The organism is Streptomyces sp. BA2 (assembly GCF_009769735.1).
In the GTDB taxonomy this organism is placed as follows: domain Bacteria; phylum Actinomycetota; class Actinomycetes; order Streptomycetales; family Streptomycetaceae; genus Streptomyces.
The window spans coordinates 4,662,786-4,681,163 of sequence record NZ_WSRO01000002.1 but is presented as its reverse complement, the minus strand read 5'-3'; the positions used below and the strand labels follow the sequence as shown (position 1 = coordinate 4,681,163).

The 18,378-nt window shown below is 70.8% G+C and carries 14 protein-coding genes, 4 tRNA genes and 1 other RNA gene; 9 read left to right on the top strand and 10 right to left on the bottom strand.

The features are described from left to right. Positions 1-105 precede the first annotated feature (105 nt). Positions 106-642, bottom strand: a complete 537-nt coding sequence (locus tag E5671_RS23740) for a hypothetical protein (protein ID WP_160505961.1) — start codon at positions 640-642, stop codon at positions 106-108. Positions 643-961: 319 nt separating this feature from the next. Beyond that, positions 962-1,049, bottom strand: a tRNA-Ser gene (locus E5671_RS23735). 142 nt (positions 1,050-1,191) lie between these two features. Between E5671_RS23735 and ffs the strand changes: the two genes are divergently transcribed. From ffs to E5671_RS23705, 6 genes are all read left to right on the top strand, one after another. Beyond that, an RNA gene (ffs, locus tag E5671_RS23730) (signal recognition particle sRNA small type) lies at positions 1,192-1,290 on the top strand. A 44-nt stretch (positions 1,291-1,334) separates the two neighbouring features. Further along, positions 1,335-3,596 (top strand): DNA polymerase III subunit gamma and tau, encoded by a 2,262-nt coding sequence (locus E5671_RS23725; RefSeq protein ID WP_160505960.1) that lies wholly within the window; start codon positions 1,335-1,337, stop codon positions 3,594-3,596. 315 nt (positions 3,597-3,911) lie between these two features. Then, complete coding sequence (purD, locus tag E5671_RS23720; RefSeq protein ID WP_160505959.1) at positions 3,912-5,165, top strand: phosphoribosylamine--glycine ligase; 1,254 nt, start codon at positions 3,912-3,914, stop codon at positions 5,163-5,165. A 326-nt stretch (positions 5,166-5,491) separates the two neighbouring features. Next, the gene (locus E5671_RS23715) at positions 5,492-7,336 is read left to right on the top strand and encodes a hypothetical protein (RefSeq protein ID WP_160505958.1); all 1,845 of its coding nucleotides are present in this window, start codon (positions 5,492-5,494) and stop codon (positions 7,334-7,336) included. Positions 7,337-7,666: 330 nt separating this feature from the next. Continuing rightward, on the top strand, positions 7,667-9,160 hold the full coding sequence (locus tag E5671_RS23710; RefSeq protein ID WP_160505957.1) for a N,N-dimethylformamidase beta subunit family domain-containing protein: 1,494 nt from the start codon (positions 7,667-7,669) through the stop codon (positions 9,158-9,160). A 96-nt stretch (positions 9,161-9,256) separates the two neighbouring features. Next, a complete protein-coding gene (locus E5671_RS23705) occupies positions 9,257-10,153 on the top strand; it encodes a phosphoribosylaminoimidazolesuccinocarboxamide synthase (protein ID WP_160505956.1) in 897 nt (298 codons plus the stop codon). A 58-nt stretch (positions 10,154-10,211) separates the two neighbouring features. Here the strand turns inward: E5671_RS23705 and E5671_RS23700 are convergent. The 8 genes from E5671_RS23700 to E5671_RS23665 form a co-directional block, all read right to left on the bottom strand. Then, positions 10,212-10,287: transfer RNA gene (locus E5671_RS23700), tRNA-Gly, on the bottom strand. A gap of 23 nt (positions 10,288-10,310) precedes the next feature. Then, positions 10,311-10,919: a response regulator transcription factor gene (locus tag E5671_RS23695; protein WP_160505955.1), complete on the bottom strand. Its 609-nt coding sequence runs from the start codon at positions 10,917-10,919 to the stop codon at positions 10,311-10,313. Next, complete coding sequence (locus tag E5671_RS23690; RefSeq protein WP_237330225.1) at positions 10,916-12,229, bottom strand: sensor histidine kinase; 1,314 nt, start codon at positions 12,227-12,229, stop codon at positions 10,916-10,918. Before E5671_RS23690 ends, E5671_RS23695 begins: the two co-directional genes overlap by 4 nt. Beyond that, positions 12,226-13,020, bottom strand: a complete 795-nt coding sequence (locus E5671_RS23685; RefSeq protein ID WP_160505954.1) for an ABC transporter permease — start codon at positions 13,018-13,020, stop codon at positions 12,226-12,228. Before E5671_RS23685 ends, E5671_RS23690 begins: the two co-directional genes overlap by 4 nt. Next, complete coding sequence (locus E5671_RS23680; protein ID WP_160505953.1) at positions 13,017-13,988, bottom strand: ABC transporter ATP-binding protein; 972 nt, start codon at positions 13,986-13,988, stop codon at positions 13,017-13,019. The genes E5671_RS23685 and E5671_RS23680 overlap by 4 nt, the downstream gene beginning before the upstream one ends. A gap of 137 nt (positions 13,989-14,125) precedes the next feature. Further along, positions 14,126-14,201: transfer RNA gene (locus E5671_RS23675), tRNA-Gly, on the bottom strand. Between the two features lie 79 nt (positions 14,202-14,280). Then, positions 14,281-14,352, bottom strand: a tRNA-Gly gene (locus E5671_RS23670). A gap of 136 nt (positions 14,353-14,488) precedes the next feature. Next, positions 14,489-14,806, bottom strand: a complete 318-nt coding sequence (locus E5671_RS23665) for an Lsr2 dimerization domain-containing protein (protein ID WP_160505952.1) — start codon at positions 14,804-14,806, stop codon at positions 14,489-14,491. Positions 14,807-15,151: 345 nt separating this feature from the next. Here E5671_RS23665 and purS point away from each other — a divergent pair, with 345 nt between their 5' ends. The 3 genes from purS to purL are packed head-to-tail and all read left to right on the top strand — an operon-like array spanning position 15,152 to position 18,341. Further along, a complete protein-coding gene (purS, locus tag E5671_RS23660; RefSeq protein WP_135332092.1) occupies positions 15,152-15,403 on the top strand; it encodes a phosphoribosylformylglycinamidine synthase subunit PurS in 252 nt (83 codons plus the stop codon). Further along, positions 15,400-16,080, top strand: coding sequence for a phosphoribosylformylglycinamidine synthase subunit PurQ (gene purQ / locus E5671_RS23655; protein ID WP_160505951.1), 681 nt, complete (start codon positions 15,400-15,402; stop codon positions 16,078-16,080). The genes purS and purQ overlap by 4 nt, the downstream gene beginning before the upstream one ends. Further along, positions 16,077-18,341, top strand: coding sequence for a phosphoribosylformylglycinamidine synthase subunit PurL (purL, locus tag E5671_RS23650; protein ID WP_160505950.1), 2,265 nt, complete (start codon positions 16,077-16,079; stop codon positions 18,339-18,341). Before purQ ends, purL begins: the two co-directional genes overlap by 4 nt. The last annotated feature ends 37 nt before the right edge of the window (positions 18,342-18,378 follow it).

Sequence of the window (18,378 nt, the reverse complement as noted above, 5' to 3'; positions counted from 1 at the left end):
GTGTTTCCTCGGACGTGTGGGGTGCCGCCCGCCTGGAAACGGCGGCACCCCATACACGGTGTTCACGGAGCCTCCGCGCTCATCGCGCCTTGGCCACCGCGACGTTTACAAAGCCTTGGCCACCGCGACGTTCAGCGCCTCGCGGGTGAACTGCGAGGTGTCGTCGGCGGGCCGGTAGGCGACCACCACGACCACGCCGACCTCGGCGACGGCCGCCACCGTGGTGGCCACCGTGCCGGTCTGGACGACGACGTTGTCCGTCTTGACCCAGAAGGAGCCACGCGCGACACCGTCGGGGAGCGACTTCTTGTCGGTGGCCTTGTCGACGTCGGCCGCGAGACGGGTGAGCGCGGCGTCGACCTTGTATGGGTCGCCGCTCTGCACGTTCTCGGTGACGGCCTGGTGGAACTGCGGGTCGGCCTCGCGCAGGGCCCCCGTGAAGGCGGCGGTCTTCGCCGCGTCCACCTTCTGGTGCGGGATGCCGAACTTGTCGAGCACGTCCGGGTGTTCCTGTGCGGCGCGGCCGCTGCCGAGCGCGAAGAGCCCGACGATCTCGTGGTCAGCACAGCGGCTGCGGTGACCGCGCCGACGCCGGCGATCCGGGTACGTCTGGACGCCTTGATCTGCACGTTGTCTCCTCATCGAAGATCTGGTCCAGACAAATGCCGGGACTGAAATTTGATCTTGGTTGCGGCAGTACGGCGCAGCAAGAAAGAGACCGCAAAGAGGCGGCAACGGGACCATCACGACTCTCTTGTCTCCCCCACGCATCAGGGGGGCGCACCCCCTGATCCGGGGGGTGCGTACCCGCCGGTCGTGGGGTGTCGAGCGGACGGCACTCGTCCAGAGGATGGGAACCGGTTGCTTCTGTGGGAAGACCCGCGAAGACCCGCGAAGACCGCACGAAGAAGGGCCCCACCGCGAACGGTGGGGCCCTTCGACATCGTGCCCGGTGAGGCACTGGCGGAGGATACGAGATTCGAACTCGTGAGGGGTTGCCCCCAACACGCTTTCCAAGCGTGCGCCCTAGGCCACTAGGCGAATCCTCCGCCGCAAACAATACAAGACGTTGAGGAGTGCTCGCGAACCAGATCGACTCCGATCCGAAGATCGCTCCCGAGATCGTCTTGAGGTGGGGGCGGAGGTGGGGTCCGGCGTCGCTTCCGGGTCCGGGGATCCGCTAGGGTGGGGTTCAGCCCCTCACGTGGCGCTATCTGACTGAACTCCCCCAGGGCCGGAAGGCAGCAAGGGTAGGTTGGCTCTGGCGGGTGCGTGGGGGGCGCTTTGCGTTGGGGCGGTCCTGGTTGTCAGTGGGCGCCATTAACCTCGTATGTGTGTCGTCTCTCGCGTTGTACCGCCGCTATCGCCCGGAGTCGTTCGCCGAGGTCATCGGGCAGGAGCATGTAACCGACCCGCTGCAGCAGGCGCTGCGCAACAACCGGGTCAATCACGCCTACCTGTTCAGTGGTCCGCGCGGCTGCGGAAAGACGACGAGCGCGCGCATCCTGGCCCGCTGTCTCAACTGTGAGCAAGGTCCCACTCCGACGCCCTGCGGCGAGTGCCAGTCCTGTCGCGACCTGGCGAGGAACGGCCCGGGTTCGATCGACGTCATCGAGATCGACGCCGCTTCGCACGGCGGTGTGGACGATGCGCGTGATCTGCGCGAGAAGGCCTTCTTCGGCCCGGCGAGCAGCCGGTACAAGATCTACATCATCGACGAGGCCCACATGGTCACCTCGGCGGGCTTCAACGCCCTCCTGAAGGTGGTCGAGGAGCCGCCGGAGCATCTCAAGTTCATCTTCGCGACCACGGAGCCCGAGAAGGTCATCGGGACGATCCGGTCGCGTACGCACCACTATCCGTTCCGGCTCGTGCCGCCGGGGACGCTGCGGGAGTATCTGGCAGAGGTGTGCGGCCGGGAGCAGATGGCCGTCGAGGAAGGTGTGTTCCCGCTGGTCGTGCGGGCCGGTGCCGGGTCCGTGCGTGACTCGATGTCCGTCATGGACCAGCTCCTCGCGTCCGCGGCGGACGACGGTGTGACGTATGCCATGGCGACGTCGCTTCTCGGTTATACGGACGGGTCGTTGCTCGACTCCGTGGTGGAGGCCTTCGCTTCGGGGGACGGGGCGGCCGCCTTCGAGATCGTCGACAGCGTCATCGAGGGCGGCAACGACCCTCGGCGCTTCGTCGCCGATCTGCTGGAGCGGCTGCGGGATCTGGTGATCCTCGCGGCGGTTCCCGACGCGGCGGAGAAGGGGCTCATCGACGCCCCGGTGGAAGTCGTGGAGCGGATGCAGGCGCAGGCGGGCGTCTTCGGCGGCGCGGAGCTCAGCCGCGCGGCCGACCTCGTGAACGAAGGCCTCACGGAGATGCGGGGGGCGACGTCGCCCCGGCTGCAGCTGGAGCTGATCTGCGCGCGCGTGCTGCTTCCGGCCGCGTACGACGACGAGCGCTCGCTCATGGCCCGCCTCGACCGTCTTGAGCGTGGCGGCAACTTCATGGCGGGAGCGCAGGCGGGCGGTGGTCCTGGCCCCGCGATGGCGTACGTCCCCGGGCCCGACGCCCATGCGGGAATGCCTGCGGGTGGGCAGCCGGTGCAGCAGGCGGGGCCCGCTGATCCGCAGGTTCCGCCGGGGGGCGGGGCTGCGGCGGCGCGGGCGGCTGTGCGGGGCGGGGGGCAGGCTGCTGCTGAGCCTCCGGCTCCGACTCCGACTCCGACTCCCGAGCCTGCGGCTCCTGCGGCTCCGGCTCCTCCGGCTCCGGAGCCGGCTGCGGCGCCTTCCGGTGAGCGTCGCCCTGGCGGGTGGCCCACGGCTTCGGCGCCGGGGGGCGGCCCGAAGCAGGCCGAGCCGGCTCCTTCGGGGGCCCAGCGTCCGGGGGGCTGGCCCACGGCCGCGCCCGCGGGTGGCGGTGCCGCGGCTCCGCAGCAGTCTGCTCCGGCGGCTCCTGCTCAGGTGGCTCCTGCTCAGGCGGCCGCTCCGGCGGCTGCTCCGGCTCCGGCGGCCGCGGTGGGCGGGCCCGACCCGCGTTCCCTGTGGCCGAACATCCTTGAGGCGGTGAAGGGGCGCCGCCGCTTCACCTGGATCCTGCTGAGCCAGAACGCCCAGGTGGCGGGCTTCGACGGGACGACACTGCAGATCGGCTTCGTGAACGCGGGGGCGCGGGACAACTTCGCGAGCAGCGGCAGTGAGGATGTGCTGCGGCAGGCGTTGTCCGAGCAGTTCGGGGTGCAGTGGAAGGTCGAGGCGATCGTCGACCCCTCGGGGGGCTCGGCACCGCCGCCCGCGGCGGGCAACTTCGGGGGCGGTGCGCCACCGGCTCCCTCGCGGCCGGCTCCACCGCAGCAGCAGTCGCCCCCGCCTGCGGCGCCCGCCGCGAGGTCGGCGCCGGCTGCCTCTGCGCCGACTCCGGCTCCGGCTCCCGCTCCGGCCCCGGCCCCGGCCCCGGAGCGGAGCGTCCCGGACCATGTCTCCCCGGAGGACGACACCTGGGCGGACGACGACCCCGACCTGGTCGAGTCGGCCCTGTCCGGTCATGACCTGATCGTCCGCGAACTGGGCGCCACGATCGTGGAGGAATACAACAACGAACCGTGAGGCGGGCTTGGGCAGGGGGGCGGGGGCTCGGCGGCTCCTGTTTCTGTACCGCCGCTGCGCGGCGGTCTCTCCCCGCCCACCCCGCAGCACGCCCTCGACGTAGGGGCAACGACGTCGCACTGCCGGGTGAACGGGCGGGTGGGCGGGGAGCATCCGCCGCGCAGCGGCGGTCTGGTCCGGGATCGGCCCGCAGACGAAGGCGCCGCAGCGAGGAGCCCCCCGGGCCCGCGGCTGGAGGAACGTACAAGCGAAGGAGCCCCCGCGGCTGAGGCTCCCGTACGAACGCACCGGCCCACGCCAGCTAGGCTGGCGCCCGTGAAGGTCCTCGTCATCGGCAGTGGTGCCCGCGAACACGCCCTGTGCCGCTCTCTGTCCCTCGACCCCGGCGTCTCCGCCCTGTACTGCGCCCCCGGCAACGCCGGCATCGCGGACGTGGCCGAGCTCCACCCGGTCGACGCCCTCGACGGCAGCGCGGTGGCCGCCCTCGCCACCCGGCTCGGCGCCGACCTTGTGATCGTGGGCCCGGAGGCGCCCCTGGTCGCCGGAGTCGCCGACGCCGTACGCGACGCCGGCATCCCCTGCTTCGGCCCCTCCGCGGAGGCCGCCCAGCTGGAGGGTTCCAAGGCCTTCGCCAAGGAAGTGATGGCGGGCGCCCAGGTACCCACCGCGCGGTCCTACGTCTGCACGACCCCCGATGAGATCGATGAGGCGCTGGACGCCTTCGGGGCGCCCTACGTCGTGAAGGACGACGGGCTCGCCGCCGGCAAGGGCGTCGTCGTGACCGACGACATCGAGGCCGCCCGCGCCCACGCCCTCGCCTGCGACCGCGTCGTCATCGAGGAGTTCCTCGACGGCCCCGAGGTCTCCCTCTTCGCCATCACGGACGGCATCACCGTCGTCCCGCTCCAGCCCGCGCAGGACTTCAAGCGCGCGCTCGACGGGGACGAAGGGCCGAACACGGGCGGCATGGGCGCGTACTCGCCCCTCCCCTGGGCCGACCCGAAGCTGGTCGACGAGGTCATGCAGAGCGTGCTGCAGCCGACCGTCGACGAGCTGCGCCGCCGGGGCACTCCGTTCTCGGGGCTGCTGTACGCGGGCCTGGCGATCACCAGCCGCGGCGTACGCGTCATCGAGTTCAACGCCCGCTTCGGCGACCCCGAGACGCAGGTCGTCCTCGCCCGTCTGAAGACCCCGCTCGCCGGAGTCCTGCTGGCCGCGGCGAACGGCACCCTCGTCGACCTGCCCCCGCTGCGCTGGAGCGACGACGCCGCGGTGACCGTGGTCATCGCCTCGCACAACTACCCGGAGACGCCGCGCACCGGCGACCCCATCGAGGGGCTCGGCGACGTCGCGGCACAGGATGCCCCGGACGCGTACGTCCTGCACGCGGGGACGAAGCGCGACGGCGACGCGGTGGTCAGCGCGGGCGGCCGTGTGCTCTCCGTGACGGCGACCGGCACGGACCTGACGGCGGCGCGCGAGAAGGCGTACGCGGCGCTGTCCCGCATCCGGCTCGACGGCTCCCAGCACCGTACGGACATCGCGGCGAAGGCGGCGTCGGAGGCGTAACCAAGGCCGCCCACGCGTCACCCACGAACGACTCTCAGGCCCCGGATCTGACACTGGATCCGGGGCCTGACCGTCATCCACCTTTACCCAAAGCCATTCCATCGAGTGACCGCTGGCCCATCCGGCTGACGATGCCCGGCACCCCAACTAGGGTGCGGCGCAAGCGGTTCAGGCGCCCAGAGCCAAACAGACCACCGGCATTGCGATGTCAGTGGCGGGTGCCACAGTGGGGGAGTGAGCAAATCCATCGGCGGCTGCCGTCCGCCCGTCGTCCCGGCCCCCGGCCGGGCAGCAGGCGGCACAGGCAGCAGGGGGTGACATCGGTCGTGTCAGGTACGGGTGTGGAGGTGGGCGTGCAGTCCGCGCGTTCCCAGGCGCTCGCCGTGCTGCGCATCCGCAGCAGGGCGCTGGCCGTCGCACTGCTGCCCGCGGCCGTCGCCGTCGTGCTGATCGCGGGCGGAGTCACGGGCCATATGACGGGCGGGAGTTGGGACGTCGTGCGCGGCGTCGTGACGGCCGTCGCCGCCGTCGTCCTGCTCGTCGCCGCGGGCGTCGCGCTCGTGGTCGCGCGGTCCAGGCCCGCTGTCAGCCCGACCGTCCCGATCACCGAGGGCTCGGCCCCCGATCTGTACCGCCTGGTGCGGGACCTCGCCGACCGCCTGGACGTGCCCGCCCCCTCGGCGATAGCGCTCACCCCGGACTGCGACAGCTGGCTGGAGGACCGCACGCACCCCGCGCACGGCCCGCCCGCGGAGACCCCCTCCCAGACATCGGCAGAGGGCAATGCAGAGGGCAATGGCGTACGAGACAGCCGTCCCGCCCCGCGCCGCCAGGCACCCGTCGCTCCGGTGCTCGTCATCGGCTCCCCGTTCCTGTGGTGGATGCGGGTCGGCGAGCTGCGGGCGGTGCTCGCGCCGGTCGTGGCCGGCACGGGGCCATCGGCGCACCCCGACATAGCCGCGGCCCGTCGCTTCATCCGCGGGCTCGACGCCGCGGTCGCGGTCACCTCCGCGCCGGGCCGCGGTGCGCTCGTGCGTACGGTCCTCGGTGGCCTCGGCTGGGTGGCGCGGCTGCTCCTGCGCAGCTGCCGGGGGCACGCGGGCGAGATGGAGCGCGGGGTCGCGGCCGCTGCCGCGGAGCGCGCCCAGGCCGTGGACTATGGAGTGCGGATCGTCGCCCAGGAGCAGGTGGGCCTGGCGTATGCCGGGTGGGACCGGCTCCTGACCAAGGTCGCGCTGCCCGCCTGGCGGATGGGCCGCTGGCCCTCACGCCTCGACGCGGGCGTCGTCTCCGCCCTCACCGAGCTCTCCCGCAGGGACCGCCTGGCCGAGGGCTTCACGTCCCGCCTGGGCGAGCGCCCCGCTTGTGACCTCCTGGAGGAGCCGGGCTCGGTGGACGAGGCGGCTTCGCTGCTCGCCGCACGCCTCTTCCACGGCGGCCCCGCAGAGCAGAGCCCGGACTGGGCGCCGGTGGCGTGGCAGGAGTATCCGGACGAGGTCGTCGACCGGAAGTGGCGCATGGACGCCGCCCGCCTCCACCGCGTCCTGGACTCCCTGGGCGTCAGCCACTCCGCCGACCCGACGGCACCCGACTCCAAGGGGCCGACGCTGGGCCGCGTGCTGGACCACCTGACGGCGGAGGGCTCCGGCCCCGCCGGTCCGCCCCACCAGGCCCCGGCTCCCCACATCGAAGAATCCGCGCCCAGCGAAGAACCCGCGCCCAGCGAAGAACCCGCGCCCAGCGAAGAACCCGAGGACGGCGAGGAGTCCACCGACGGCCCCGGTGGTCTCCTGGCCGCAGGCCTCACCGCGGAGCTCGCCCGCGAGGAAGCCGTGGCCCCGCCGCGGCCCGCGCCCACGGGACAGGGCCCGGACGACGCGCTCTGGGACGACGGAATGCTGCCGCTGTTCCCGCTCCAGCCGCCGCGTACGGGGCGGGAGTTGCTGGCCGATCACGTCACGGCGCTGGTCTGCTGCGCGGCGGTCGACACGGCGGGCGCCGCCCCCGGTCTCGACTGGCTGGACGGCCCGTCCCTCCTGGTCGACGGCGAGCGCGCGGCGGATCTCACGCCGCACGTCCTGAGCCTCGTGGAAGACGGCGACCCCATCCCGCTGCGCGGCTGGCTGGCCCGCCTGGGCGTCCGCCCGGAGAAACCAATCCGCCTGGTCTGACCCAACCCCGCTCCGGCCCCCGGCCCCGGCCACCCGCGGGCCACCCGCCCCCGCCCCCGCCCCCGCACCCAGCGCCCCGCACCCAGCGCCCGGCACCCAGTGCCCCGCGCTCGCCCTCGCCCCCACTCCCCGGAACGCTCCCTTCCGTTCTCGTCGATTAGCGACGAACGGTGACGGAGTGCGTGCGTAATGTGATGTGCTGGGATCGGCCGCCGGTCCGGAGATGCCAGCAGCCGCACACGGGGACACCGCGCACAGGAACCAGCACCGCGCAGAGCACTCGCACCGCGCAGAGCAATCTCGGGGGAGCAGCGAGGGAGGGGTACACACATGGGGTCGGAGCAGATCCGCAGGTGGGAATCGGGCGCCCTGGCGCACGCCGTGACCGACCCCTTCGGCCAAGGGCCCCTGCCCTGGCTCCGAGGCGCCGAGCACTACTTCGACGACACGGGTCAGGTCGTCCCCTGGTACATCGACCACGCCCCGGCCCCCGGCGCGCAGGACATCCCCGCGCCTCGCCACCGCGCCCGTACCAACGGCCCGCGCACCGCCGACGACGTGCACGGCCAGATCAAGGGCTTCGCCTCCACCGGCGCCGCCGCCCCCGGCGAGGCGATCGACTTCCACGTGACGGTGGACCCGCCCCAGCAGTTCTTCGTCGACATCTACCGCATCGGGCACTACGGCGGAGACGGCGCCTCGAAGATCACCACGAGCCCGCGTCTCTCCGGCATCGTCCAGCCGCCCCCGCTCGCCGCCGACCGCACGGTCTCCTGCCACCACTGGTGGCTCTCCTGGCGTCTGCAGATCCCGAGTTACTGGAGCGTCGGGGCGTACGTGGCGGTCCTCACCACGGTCGGCGGTTACCGCTCGCACGTCCCGTTCACGGTCCGCGACGACCACCGCGCCGATCTGCTCCTGCTCCTGCCGGACATCACCTGGCAGGCGTACAACCTCTACCCCGAGGACGGCCGCACGGGCGCGAGCCTCTACCACGCGTGGGACGAGAAGGGCCGTCTCCTGGGCGAGAGCGAGGCCGCCCACACGGTCTCCTTCGACCGCCCGTACGCGGGCGCGGGCCTGCCCCTGCACGTCGGTCACGCCTACGACTTCATCCGCTGGGCCGAGCGTTACGGCTACGACCTCGCGTACGCCGACACCCGCGACCTGCACGCGGGCCGCATCGATCCGACCCGCTACCGAGGCCTGGTCTTCCCGGGCCACGACGAGTACTGGTCGTCGAACATGCGCCGTACCACGGAGAAGGCCCGCGAGCACGGCACGTCCCTCGTCTTCCTCTCCGCCAACACCATGTACTGGCAGGTGGAGTTGGGCGCTTCCCCCTCCGGCGTGGAGGACCGCCTGTTGACCTGCCGCAAGCGCCACGGCCCCGGCAGACCGGCCCTCTGGCGGGAGCAGGACAAGGCCGAGCAGCAGCTCCTCGGCATCCAGTACGCGGGCCGGGTCCCCGAGCCCGCCCCCCTCGTCGTGCGCAACGCCGACCACTGGCTGTGGGAGGCGACCGGCGCGCACGAGGGGGACGAGATCGAGGGCCTGGTCGCGGGCGAGGCCGACCGCTACTTCCCGCGCACCGCGCTGCCGGAGAACCAGGGCCGCATCCTCCTCGCCCACTCTCCGTACGAGGACTCCGACGGCGTCATGCGCCACCAGGAGTCGTCCCTCTACCGCGCCCCCTCCGGCGCCCTGGTCTTCGCCTCGGGCACCTTCGCCTGGTCCCCCGCGCTCGACCGCCCAGGCCATGTGGACTCACGCGTCCAGCGCGCCACGGCCAACCTCCTGGACCGCATCTGCAAACGGGACTGAAAACCCACCGATGCCCACCGACGTCCCCCTGGCCGAGAGCAGTCTCCCCATGCTGGGAGAATCAGCAGCATTCAGTCAGAACCACGGGGAGGAACCGTGTCCGGATTCGTAGAAAAGCCCGAGCCGCTTCAGGTGCCGGGCCTGGTGCACGTGCACACCGGAAAGGTGCGCGACCTGTACCGGAACGAGGCGGGCGACCTCGTGATGGTCGCGAGCGACCGCATGTCCGCCTACGACTGGGTGCTGCCCACGGAGATCCCTGACAAGGGCAGGGTCCTCACGCAGCTCTCCCTGTGGTGGTTCGACCAGCTCGCCGACCTCGTCCCGAACCACGTCATCTCCACCGACGTCCCGCCCGGCGCCCCCGCCGACTGGGAGGGCCGCACCACGGTCTGTAAGTCCCTGGCGATGGTCCCGGTCGAGTGTGTCGCCCGCGGCTATCTGACCGGCTCGGGCCTGGTCGAGTACAACGACACGCGCACCGTCTGCGGCCTCGCGCTGCCCGACGGCCTGAGCGACGGCTCGGAGCTGCCCGCGCCGATCTTCACGCCCGCCACGAAGGCGGAGGTCGGCGAGCACGACGAGAACGTGAGCTACGAGGAAGTGGCCCGTCAGGTGGGCGCGGAGACGGCCGCCCAGCTTCGCCAGGCGACCCTCGCGGTCTACGGCCGTGCCCGTGACATCGCCCGCGACCGTGGCGTGATCCTCGCCGACACGAAGTTCGAGTTCGGCTTCGAGGGAGAGACGCTGGTCATCGCCGACGAGGTCCTGACCCCGGACTCGTCCCGCTTCTGGCCCGCGGACAGCTGGCAGCCGGGCCGCGCCCAGCCGTCGTTCGACAAGCAGTTCGTCCGCGACTGGCTGACCTCGCCGGCCTCCGGCTGGGACCGCAGGAGCGAGCAGCCGCCGCCCCCGCTCCCGCAGGAGGTGGTGGACGCCACGCGCGCCAAGTACATCGAGGCGTACGAGCGTCTGACGGGCACCGCCTGGTAGCGGCAGCCCCCAGAAACACAAGAACCCCCGGGCCGAAAGGCACCGGGGGTTCTTCGTGTGGAGCGGACGACCAGGTTCGAACTGGCGACCTCAACCTTGGCAAGGTTGCGCTCTACCAACTGAGCTACGTCCGCGCTGCGCCGAAGCGCGAAGCCAACTATACCCAACCTCGCTCGCGTGCGAGACGCACCGCGGCATGACGATTCTCCGCACCGATCTTGGTGGCGGCGGACGAGAGGTAGTTCCGGACGGTCCCCTGCGACAGCGCGGCCCGCTCGGCGATCTCCGCGACGGGCGCCCCGTCGGCGGCGAGTTCGAGAACCTCGGCCTCGCGGACGGTCAGCGGCGAGTCCCCGGCGGAGATCGCGTCGGCGGCCAACTCCGGGTCCACATAGCGATTACCGGCATGAACGGTACGGATGATCTCGGCGAGGCGCTGCGCGCTCACGGTCTTCGGCACGAAGCCCCGTACGCCCACGGCGAGTGCCCGTTTGAGATGCCCCGGTCTGCCATGGCTCGTCACGATCATGGTGCGGCAGTGCGGCAGTTCGTCCCGCAGCGATGTGGCCACACTCACACCGTCGGCGCCCGGCATCTCCAGGTCGAGCACGGCCACATCGGGCCGGTGGGCGAGGGCCATGGCGAGCGCCTCGGGCCCCGACGCGGCCTCGGCGACCACGACGAGGTCGTCCTCAAGCGCGAGGAGTGCGGCGAGGGCGCCGCGGATGAGGTGCTCGTCATCGGCGAGCAGCACACGCAGGCTCATGGCGCGACCCTTTCGGCTTCCTGTCGGCTGACCTGCTGGGGACTGTCCTGCTGGGGACCGTCCTGCCGGGGGCGGGCCGTCGGCACCTGTGCGGCGAGGCGGAACCGCCCGTCGCCGGAGGCGAAGTCCAGCGTCCCGTCCACCGCGGCGAGCCGCTCCCTGAGCCCTTCGAGGCCGGAGCCCTGCCTGCCCTCGGGCACGGCATCGGGCACCCCGTCGTTCTCGACGACCAGCGACGTACGTTCATCAGTGATCGTCAAGGTGATGTCGCACCGCTGCGCGTCCCCGTGCCGCAGCACATTGGTGGCCGCCTCGCGCACGACCCACCCCAGCGCCGACTGCACCGAGACCGGAAGACCGGCGGACGACCCGCTCACCCGGCAGGCGATCCCCGCCGCCTCGAGCACGCCCTGCGCACCCGCGAGTTCGACCGCGAGGTCGGCCTCCCGATACCCCCTCACCACTTCCCGTACCTCCCGCTGCGACTCCTGCGCGATCCGCTGCACCTCGACCATCTGGTCGACCGCCTCGGGCCGCCCGCGCTTCGCCAGCTGCACGGCCAGCTCGCTCTTCAGCGCGATGACGGCGAGGTTGCGCCCCATCACGTCGTGCAGGTCGCGACCGAACCGCAGCCGCTCCTCGGCCACCGCGAGCCGTCCCTCGACCTCGCGGGCCCGCTCGCTCTCCCACATCACGGCGAGTGTCCAGGCGCCGCAGCGGGAGGAGACCAGCGAGATCAGACCGGCGAGGACGATCACCAGGGCCTGGCCGAGGAGCCGCCCGTCGTGGATGCCGGCCGCCGCCGAAGCGGCCACCGCCGCGACGGCGATCACAGCGATCCGGATGAGGAAGGAGCGGACGGGCACGGCGAACGCGAGGGCCATCGCGTAGGGGACCACGCCGAAGAGGGACGCGAGGACGAGGGTCTCCGGCTCGGCGCCGTCCACGATCTGCAGGGCGATCACCAGGCCCAGGACGAGGACCATGAGCACCGCCGAAACGGCGAGATCGCGGCGCGGCATCCCCGCGCGCTTCAGATAGTGGTCGAGGGACCATCGGATGGTGCGGTTGACGTGCACACACTGCACGGCGGCGAGTGCGATCAGGGTCCAGCCGAGGACGAGCGGAATCGTCTGGTGCCGCAGGCTCAGGCCGACGGGCAGGGAGGCCCAGCTGAGGAAGAACAGCCAGGGCATGGAGTGCCACATGGCCATGCTCTGCAGCTCCACCTTCTGGATCTTGCTGGAGCTGTGCCAGTCCCGCTGCAGCCTTCGCATCCGCCCGACGACCACCGCCGACCCCTTCCTCAACGCCGCGGCTCCCAGCGGAACCACCGTCGTACAGCAAACACCGAGACCACGGTCCAGGCCACCGCGGTGACGAGGGCGCCCAAGGCCTCGGAACCGGAGAGGTCCCCGGTCCAGCCGCCGCGCACCAGCTCGATCACGGGCGAGAGCGGGAGGAGTTCGCAGACCGAGGCCAGCTTGTCGGGCATGACCTCGAAGGGGATGAAGAGGCCCGAGCCGAACATCGAGCCGAACGCCAGAGGCATGGCCATGACCTGCGCGGACTCCACGGACCGGCTGAGGCTGGCGGTCACCGCGCCGAGGGCGCTGAACATCACCAGGCCGAGCAGCACCCCGATGACGGCGAGATGCGGCGCGCTGGGCGCCCCCGCGTCGAGCAGGGCGACGCAGGCGACCGCGAGGACGACGATCTGGATCACGCCGATGGCGACCGAGGGCAGCGCGGCCCCGGCAAGGATCTCCGGGTCCCGCAGCTCACCGGTGCGCAGCCGCTTGAGCACCAGTTCCTCACGGCGGGCGGCGTAGACAGCGGTCAGCGCCGAGTAGACGGCGAAAAGCAGCGAGAAGCCGATGGAGCCGGGCACCACCACGGACCCCACCGAGAGCCCGGTGCCCTTCAGGTCCATGCCGTCCGCGGCCTGGTGCAGGCTGAACGGCATCACCAGCGGCACGAACAGCGCCGCGAACAATGTCCCCTTGCTGCGCCCGAGCAGCGTGAGCTCCGCCCGAGCGAGCGCGGCCATCCGCTTGGCGGGAGTCGTCACCGCTCGCGGGGTAACCGTCAGCGCACTCATGCCACCGTCTCCTTCTCCGCGACGTCAGCCGTACCAGCCGCATCAGCCGCACCCTCGGCCTCCCGCGCGATGCGCAGGAACGCCTCCTCCAGCGAAGCGGCCCGTACGTCGAGCCTGCCGAGCTCGACGTTCGCGTCCCGCGCCCACAGCAGCAGCCCCGTGGCCGCCCGCTGCAACTCGTGCGTGCGCAGCCGCACCCGGCTCCCGTCGATCTCGTGCTCGCTCACGCCGAGCTCGCCGAGCGGCGGCAGATCCCCGACGAAGTACCCGGCGGGCAGTTCGAAGGAGACCTGCGATGGCTGCTCGGCCACCACGTCGGCGACCCGGCCCGCGGCCGCGATCCGTCCCTCGTGCAGGATCGCGAGCCGTTCCGCGAGGTTCTCGGCCTCTTCGAGGTAGTGCGTGGTGAGCAGCACGGTGGTGCCGCCGTCGCGCAGGGCGCGCACCAACTCCCAGGTCTCGCGGCGCCCTTCGGCGTCGAGACCGGTGGTGGGTTCGTCGAGGAAGAGCACCTCGGGCCGCCCGATGAGGGCCGTGGCCAGGTCGAGCCGCCGCTTCTCGCCGCCGGAGAGCATCTTCACGCGTACGCCGGCCCGCTTGCCGAGCCCCACCATGTCCAGGGCTTCCGCGGCGGGACGGGCACCGCTGGTGCACGCCGCCCACATCCGTATGGTCTCCGCGACCGTCAGCTCGGAGGGAAAGCCGCCCTCCTGGAGCATCACACCGATCCGGTGGCGCACGGCGCCGCGCTCGGCGTACGGATCGTGGCCGAGCACCCGCACCCGCCCCCCGGCGGGTGCGGCGAGCCCTTCGAGGAGTTCGACGGTGGAGGTCTTGCCCGCCCCGTTCGTTCCGAGCAGCGCGAAGAGCTCGCCGCGTCCGACGGAGAACGAGACTCCCCGGACCGCCTCGAAACCGCCCCCGTACACGCGCCGCAGATCGGTCACGTCGATCACTTGGTCAGTCATGACTAGAGCGTCCCCCGGCCGCGAGCGCCGGAGCAGTGCGCGCTGTCACCGGCTCGCATGACAAATGTCAGAAGCGGGCGGCACCAGGGGCGGAGCACGAAGAAGGCCCCGGTCGCGATGGCCGGGGCCTTCTTCTCTGGAGCGAACGACGAGGTTCGAACTCGCGACCTCAACCTTGGCAAGGTTGCGCTCTACCAACTGAGCTACGTTCGCATTGCCTCCGACCAGCTCTCACTGATCGGCGCGAGCACCAGCCTACCGCACTCGAAAGAGTGCCTGATCGGCGATGCAGAGCGGGTGACAGGAATTGCACACTGCGCCTTCCCCCTGGAAGGGGGATGTTCTACTACTGAACTACACCCGCAAGACTCCGTGAGGTTCGGACCTTTCGGCCTTGCCCCTCGGCGTGCTCCAGACTTTAGCCGACCGGCGGGGGTGCAGGTCAAGTCGGTTGCCGAGGGGCCCTCATGGCCGGTCGTCGGCCGGGGCTCGACCCCAGGTCAGTTGGCCGCCTCGAAGGCCTCGTAGACCTTCTTGGGGATGCGGCCGCGCGGCGGCACGTCCATCTGGTGCGAGCGGGCCCAGGCGCGGACGGCCGCGGGGTTCGCCGCCACCGTCGTGTGCTTGAAGGCCTTGCCGGACTTCGACTGCTTGCGGGCCGCGTCCAGGTACGGGGCAAGTACCTTGCGCAGTTTCTTGGCATTGGTTTGGTTGAGGTCGATCTCGTACGACTTGCCGTCAAGACCGAAGGCGATCGTCTCCGCCGCTTCCCCGCCGTCGATGTCGTCAAAGAGAGTGACTACGACACGCTGCGCCACGAATATCGGTCCCTTCGTGCGGCTCCACCGCGGTTGACGTGCGGCGATGCCGGCTGTCCGGCTGTTATGGGCACTGTTATGTGCAAAGGATCGGCCAATCCCTTTTCCTTTGTACAGTGCCTGGCATTGCATTGTGAAGCCCGACTAAATCCGCCCGCGTGTCCGGACGCAATGACGATGCGTGATCTTTTCCAGGATTTTTCGCGAAGGTGCCCTGTTCGATACGTGAGTAGGGGCGGGAACGTGACCGTCCTCACGTAGGTTTCTACGAATCTACGCGAGTAGAATTTTTGTGCGGGTAGTCTGAAGGGACCGCTCAGCCAGCACCACACACCGGGAGTGCCAGTGGCACGCGTCGTAGTCGACGTCATGCTCAAGCCGGAGATCCTCGACCCCCAGGGCCAGGCGGTGCAGCGTGCACTGCCGCGCCTCGGATTCAAGGGGATCGCCGACGTACGTCAGGGAAAGCGCTTCGAACTCGAGGTGGACGGGCCCGTCGATGACGCGGCCCTCGCCCGTATCCACGAGATGGCGGAAACCTTCCTCGCCAACACCGTGATCGAGGACTTCTTCGTAAAGGTGGAGGAAGAGAAGTGACTGCTCGAATCGGAGTCGTCACTTTCCCCGGAACGCTCGACGACCGCGACACCCAGCGCGCCGTCCGCGTCGCCGGCGCCGAAGCAGTGCCGCTCTGGCACCGGGACAAGGACCTGAAGCAGGTCGACGCCGTCGTGCTTCCCGGCGGATTCTCGTACGGCGACTATCTCCGGGCCGGGGCCATTTCACGGTTTTCGCCCGTCATGGAGTCGGTCATCGCGCAGGCGAAGGCGGGGATGCCGGTTCTCGGTATCTGCAACGGCTTCCAGGTGCTCACCGAGTCGCACCTGCTGCCGGGCGCGATGCTGCGCAACAACCACCTGCACTTCATCTGCCGCGAGCAGAAGCTGCGGGTGGAGACGGACCGGACCGCCTGGACCGCCGACTACACGGCGGGTCAGGAGATCCGGATCCCGCTCAAGAACATCGACGGCCAGTACACGGCCGACGAGCGGACCCTGGACATGCTGGAGGCCGAGGGCCGCGTCGCCTTCCGGTATCTGGACGGCAACCCCAACGGCTCGCTCCGTGACATCGCCGGCATCACGAACGAGGCGGGCAATGTCGTCGGCCTCATGCCGCACCCCGAGCACGCCGTGGAGCCGCTGGTCGGGACCGGCCGCACCGACGGCCTCGGATTCTTCACCTCGATCCTGAAGAAGCTGGTCAACGCATGACTCTGGACACCGTCAAGCACGCAGCCGAGACTCCCGACGTCAAGCTGCCCTGGGCCGAACTGGGCCTGAAGGAAGACGAGTACGCGCGCGTACGCGAGATCCTGGGCCGCCGCCCGACCGGCGCCGAGCTCGCCATGTACTCCGTCATGTGGTCCGAGCACTGCTCGTACAAGAGCAGCAAGGTCCACCTGCGCCAGTTCGGCGAGAAGGCCCCCGAGGCTGATACACCGGGAGGGGGCGCGATGCTCGTCGGAATCGGTGAGAACGCGGGCGTCGTCGACGTCGGCAACGGCTACGCGGTCACCTTCAAGGTCGAGTCGCACAACCACCCTTCGTACGTCGAGCCCTACCAGGGCGCGGCCACCGGTGTCGGCGGCATCGTCCGCGACATCATCGCGATGGGCGCGCGCCCGGTCGCGGTCGTGGACCCGCTGCGCATGGGCGCCGCCGACCACCCCGACACGAAGCGTGTCCTCCCGGGTGTCGTCGCGGGCATCGGCGGCTACGGCAACTGCCTGGGCCTGCCGAACATCGGTGGCGAGCTCGTCTTCGACGCCTGCTACCAGGGCAACCCGCTGGTCAACGCCGGTGCCATCGGCGTCATGCGGCACGAGGACATTCACCTGGCCAAGGCTTCCGGCCCCGGCAACAAGGTCATCCTCTACGGGGCCCGCACGGGCGGCGACGGCATCGGCGGCGCGTCGATCCTGGCCTCCGAGACCTTCGACGACACGAAGCCGAGCAAGCGCCCGGCGGTCCAGGTCGGTGACCCCTTCCAGGAGAAGCTCCTCATCGAGTGCACCCTGGAGGCCTTCGCCGAGAAGCTGGTCGTGGGTATTCAGGACCTGGGTGCGGCCGGTCTCTCCTGTGCGACCTCCGAGCTGGCCTCCAACGGCTCCGGCGGTATGCGCGTCGAGCTGGACGACGTACCCCTTCGCGACTCCACGCTCACTCCCGAGGAGATCCTCATGAGTGAGTCGCAGGAGCGCATGTGCGCGGTCGTCGAGCCGGAGAAGGTCGAGCGCTTCCTCGCGATCTGCGAGAAGTGGGACGTCATCGCCACCGTCGTCGGTGAGGTCACCGACGGCGACCGGCTTGAGATCTTCTGGCACGGCGAGAAGATCGTCGACCTCGACCCGCGCACCGTCGCCCACGACGGCCCGGTCTACGAGCGTCCCTACGCGCGCCCGAAGTGGCAGGACGCCCTCCAGGCGGACGACGCCAACAAGCTGTCCCGCCCGGCGAGTTCGAAGGAGCTGCGCGAGCAGGTGCTCGCGGTCGTCGCGTCGCCGAACCAGGCCTCCAAGGCGTGGGTGACGGATCAGTACGACCGTTTCGTGCAGGGCAACACGGTGCTCGCGCAGCCCGAGGACTCCGGCATGGTCCGCATCGACGAGGAGACCGGCCTCGGTGTCGCCCTCGCCAACGACGGCAACGGCCGCTACTCGAAGCTCGACCCGTACGCCGGCGCTCAGCTGGCCCTGGCCGAGGCGTACCGCAACGTCGCCGCGACCGGCGCCAAGCCGCTCGCCGTGTCGGACTGCCTGAACTTCGGTTCGCCCGAGGACCCGGACGTCATGTGGCAGTTCGCCGAGACCACCCGTGGTCTCGCCGACGCCTGCCAGATCCTGGGCACCCCGGTGACCGGCGGCAATGTCTCCCTCTACAACCAGACGGGCGAGGCGGCCATCCACCCGACGCCGGTCGTCTCCGTCCTCGGAGTGATCGACGACGTCGCGCGCCGCACGCCGATCGCCTTCGCCGAAGAGGGCCAGCTGCTCTACCTGCTCGGCGACACCTCCGAGGAGTTCGGCGGCTCGGCCTGGTCGCAGGTCGTCCACGACCACCTCGGCGGGCTCCCCCCGAAGGTCGACCTGGAGCGCGAGCGGCTGCTCGCCGAGATCCTGATCTCGGCGTCGCGCGACGGCATGATCGACGCCGCGCACGACCTCTCCGACGGTGGCCTCGCGCAGGCCGTCGCCGAGTCCTGCCTCCGTGGCGGGAAGGGTGCGCGCCTGGTCGTCCCGGACGGGCTCGACGCGTTCACCCTCCTCTTCAGCGAGTCGGCAGGGCGCGCGGTCGTGTCCGTCCCCCGCTCCGAGGAGCTGCGCTTCACCGACATGTGCGGGGCGCGGGGTCTTCCCGCGACGCGGGTCGGTGTGGTCGACGGTGACGCGGTGGAGCTGCAGGGCGAGTTCACGCTGCCGCTGAGCGAGGTCCGCGAGGCGTACGAGGGGACTCTGCCGGGACTCTTCGCCTGACGGGTTCAGCTCGTACGTGACGGAAGGCCTCGCCCGT

What these genes read in the sequence shown, in the direction of transcription:
- E5671_RS23740 (WP_160505961.1), bottom strand. Translation starts at nt 642, where the DNA reads ATGAGGAGACAACGTGCAGATCAAGGCGTCCAGACGTACCCGGATCGC.
- E5671_RS23710 (WP_160505957.1), top strand. Translation starts at nt 7,667, where the DNA reads ATGGGGTCGGAGCAGATCCGCAGGTGGGAATCGGGCGCCCTGGCGCAC.
- E5671_RS23695 (WP_160505955.1), bottom strand. Translation starts at nt 10,919, where the DNA reads ATGAGCCTGCGTGTGCTGCTCGCCGATGACGAGCACCTCATCCGCGGC.
- E5671_RS23685 (WP_160505954.1), bottom strand. Translation starts at nt 13,020, where the DNA reads ATGAGTGCGCTGACGGTTACCCCGCGAGCGGTGACGACTCCCGCCAAG.
- E5671_RS23680 (WP_160505953.1), bottom strand. Translation starts at nt 13,988, where the DNA reads ATGACTGACCAAGTGATCGACGTGACCGATCTGCGGCGCGTGTACGGG.
- purL (WP_160505950.1), top strand. Translation starts at nt 16,077, where the DNA reads ATGACTCTGGACACCGTCAAGCACGCAGCCGAGACTCCCGACGTCAAG.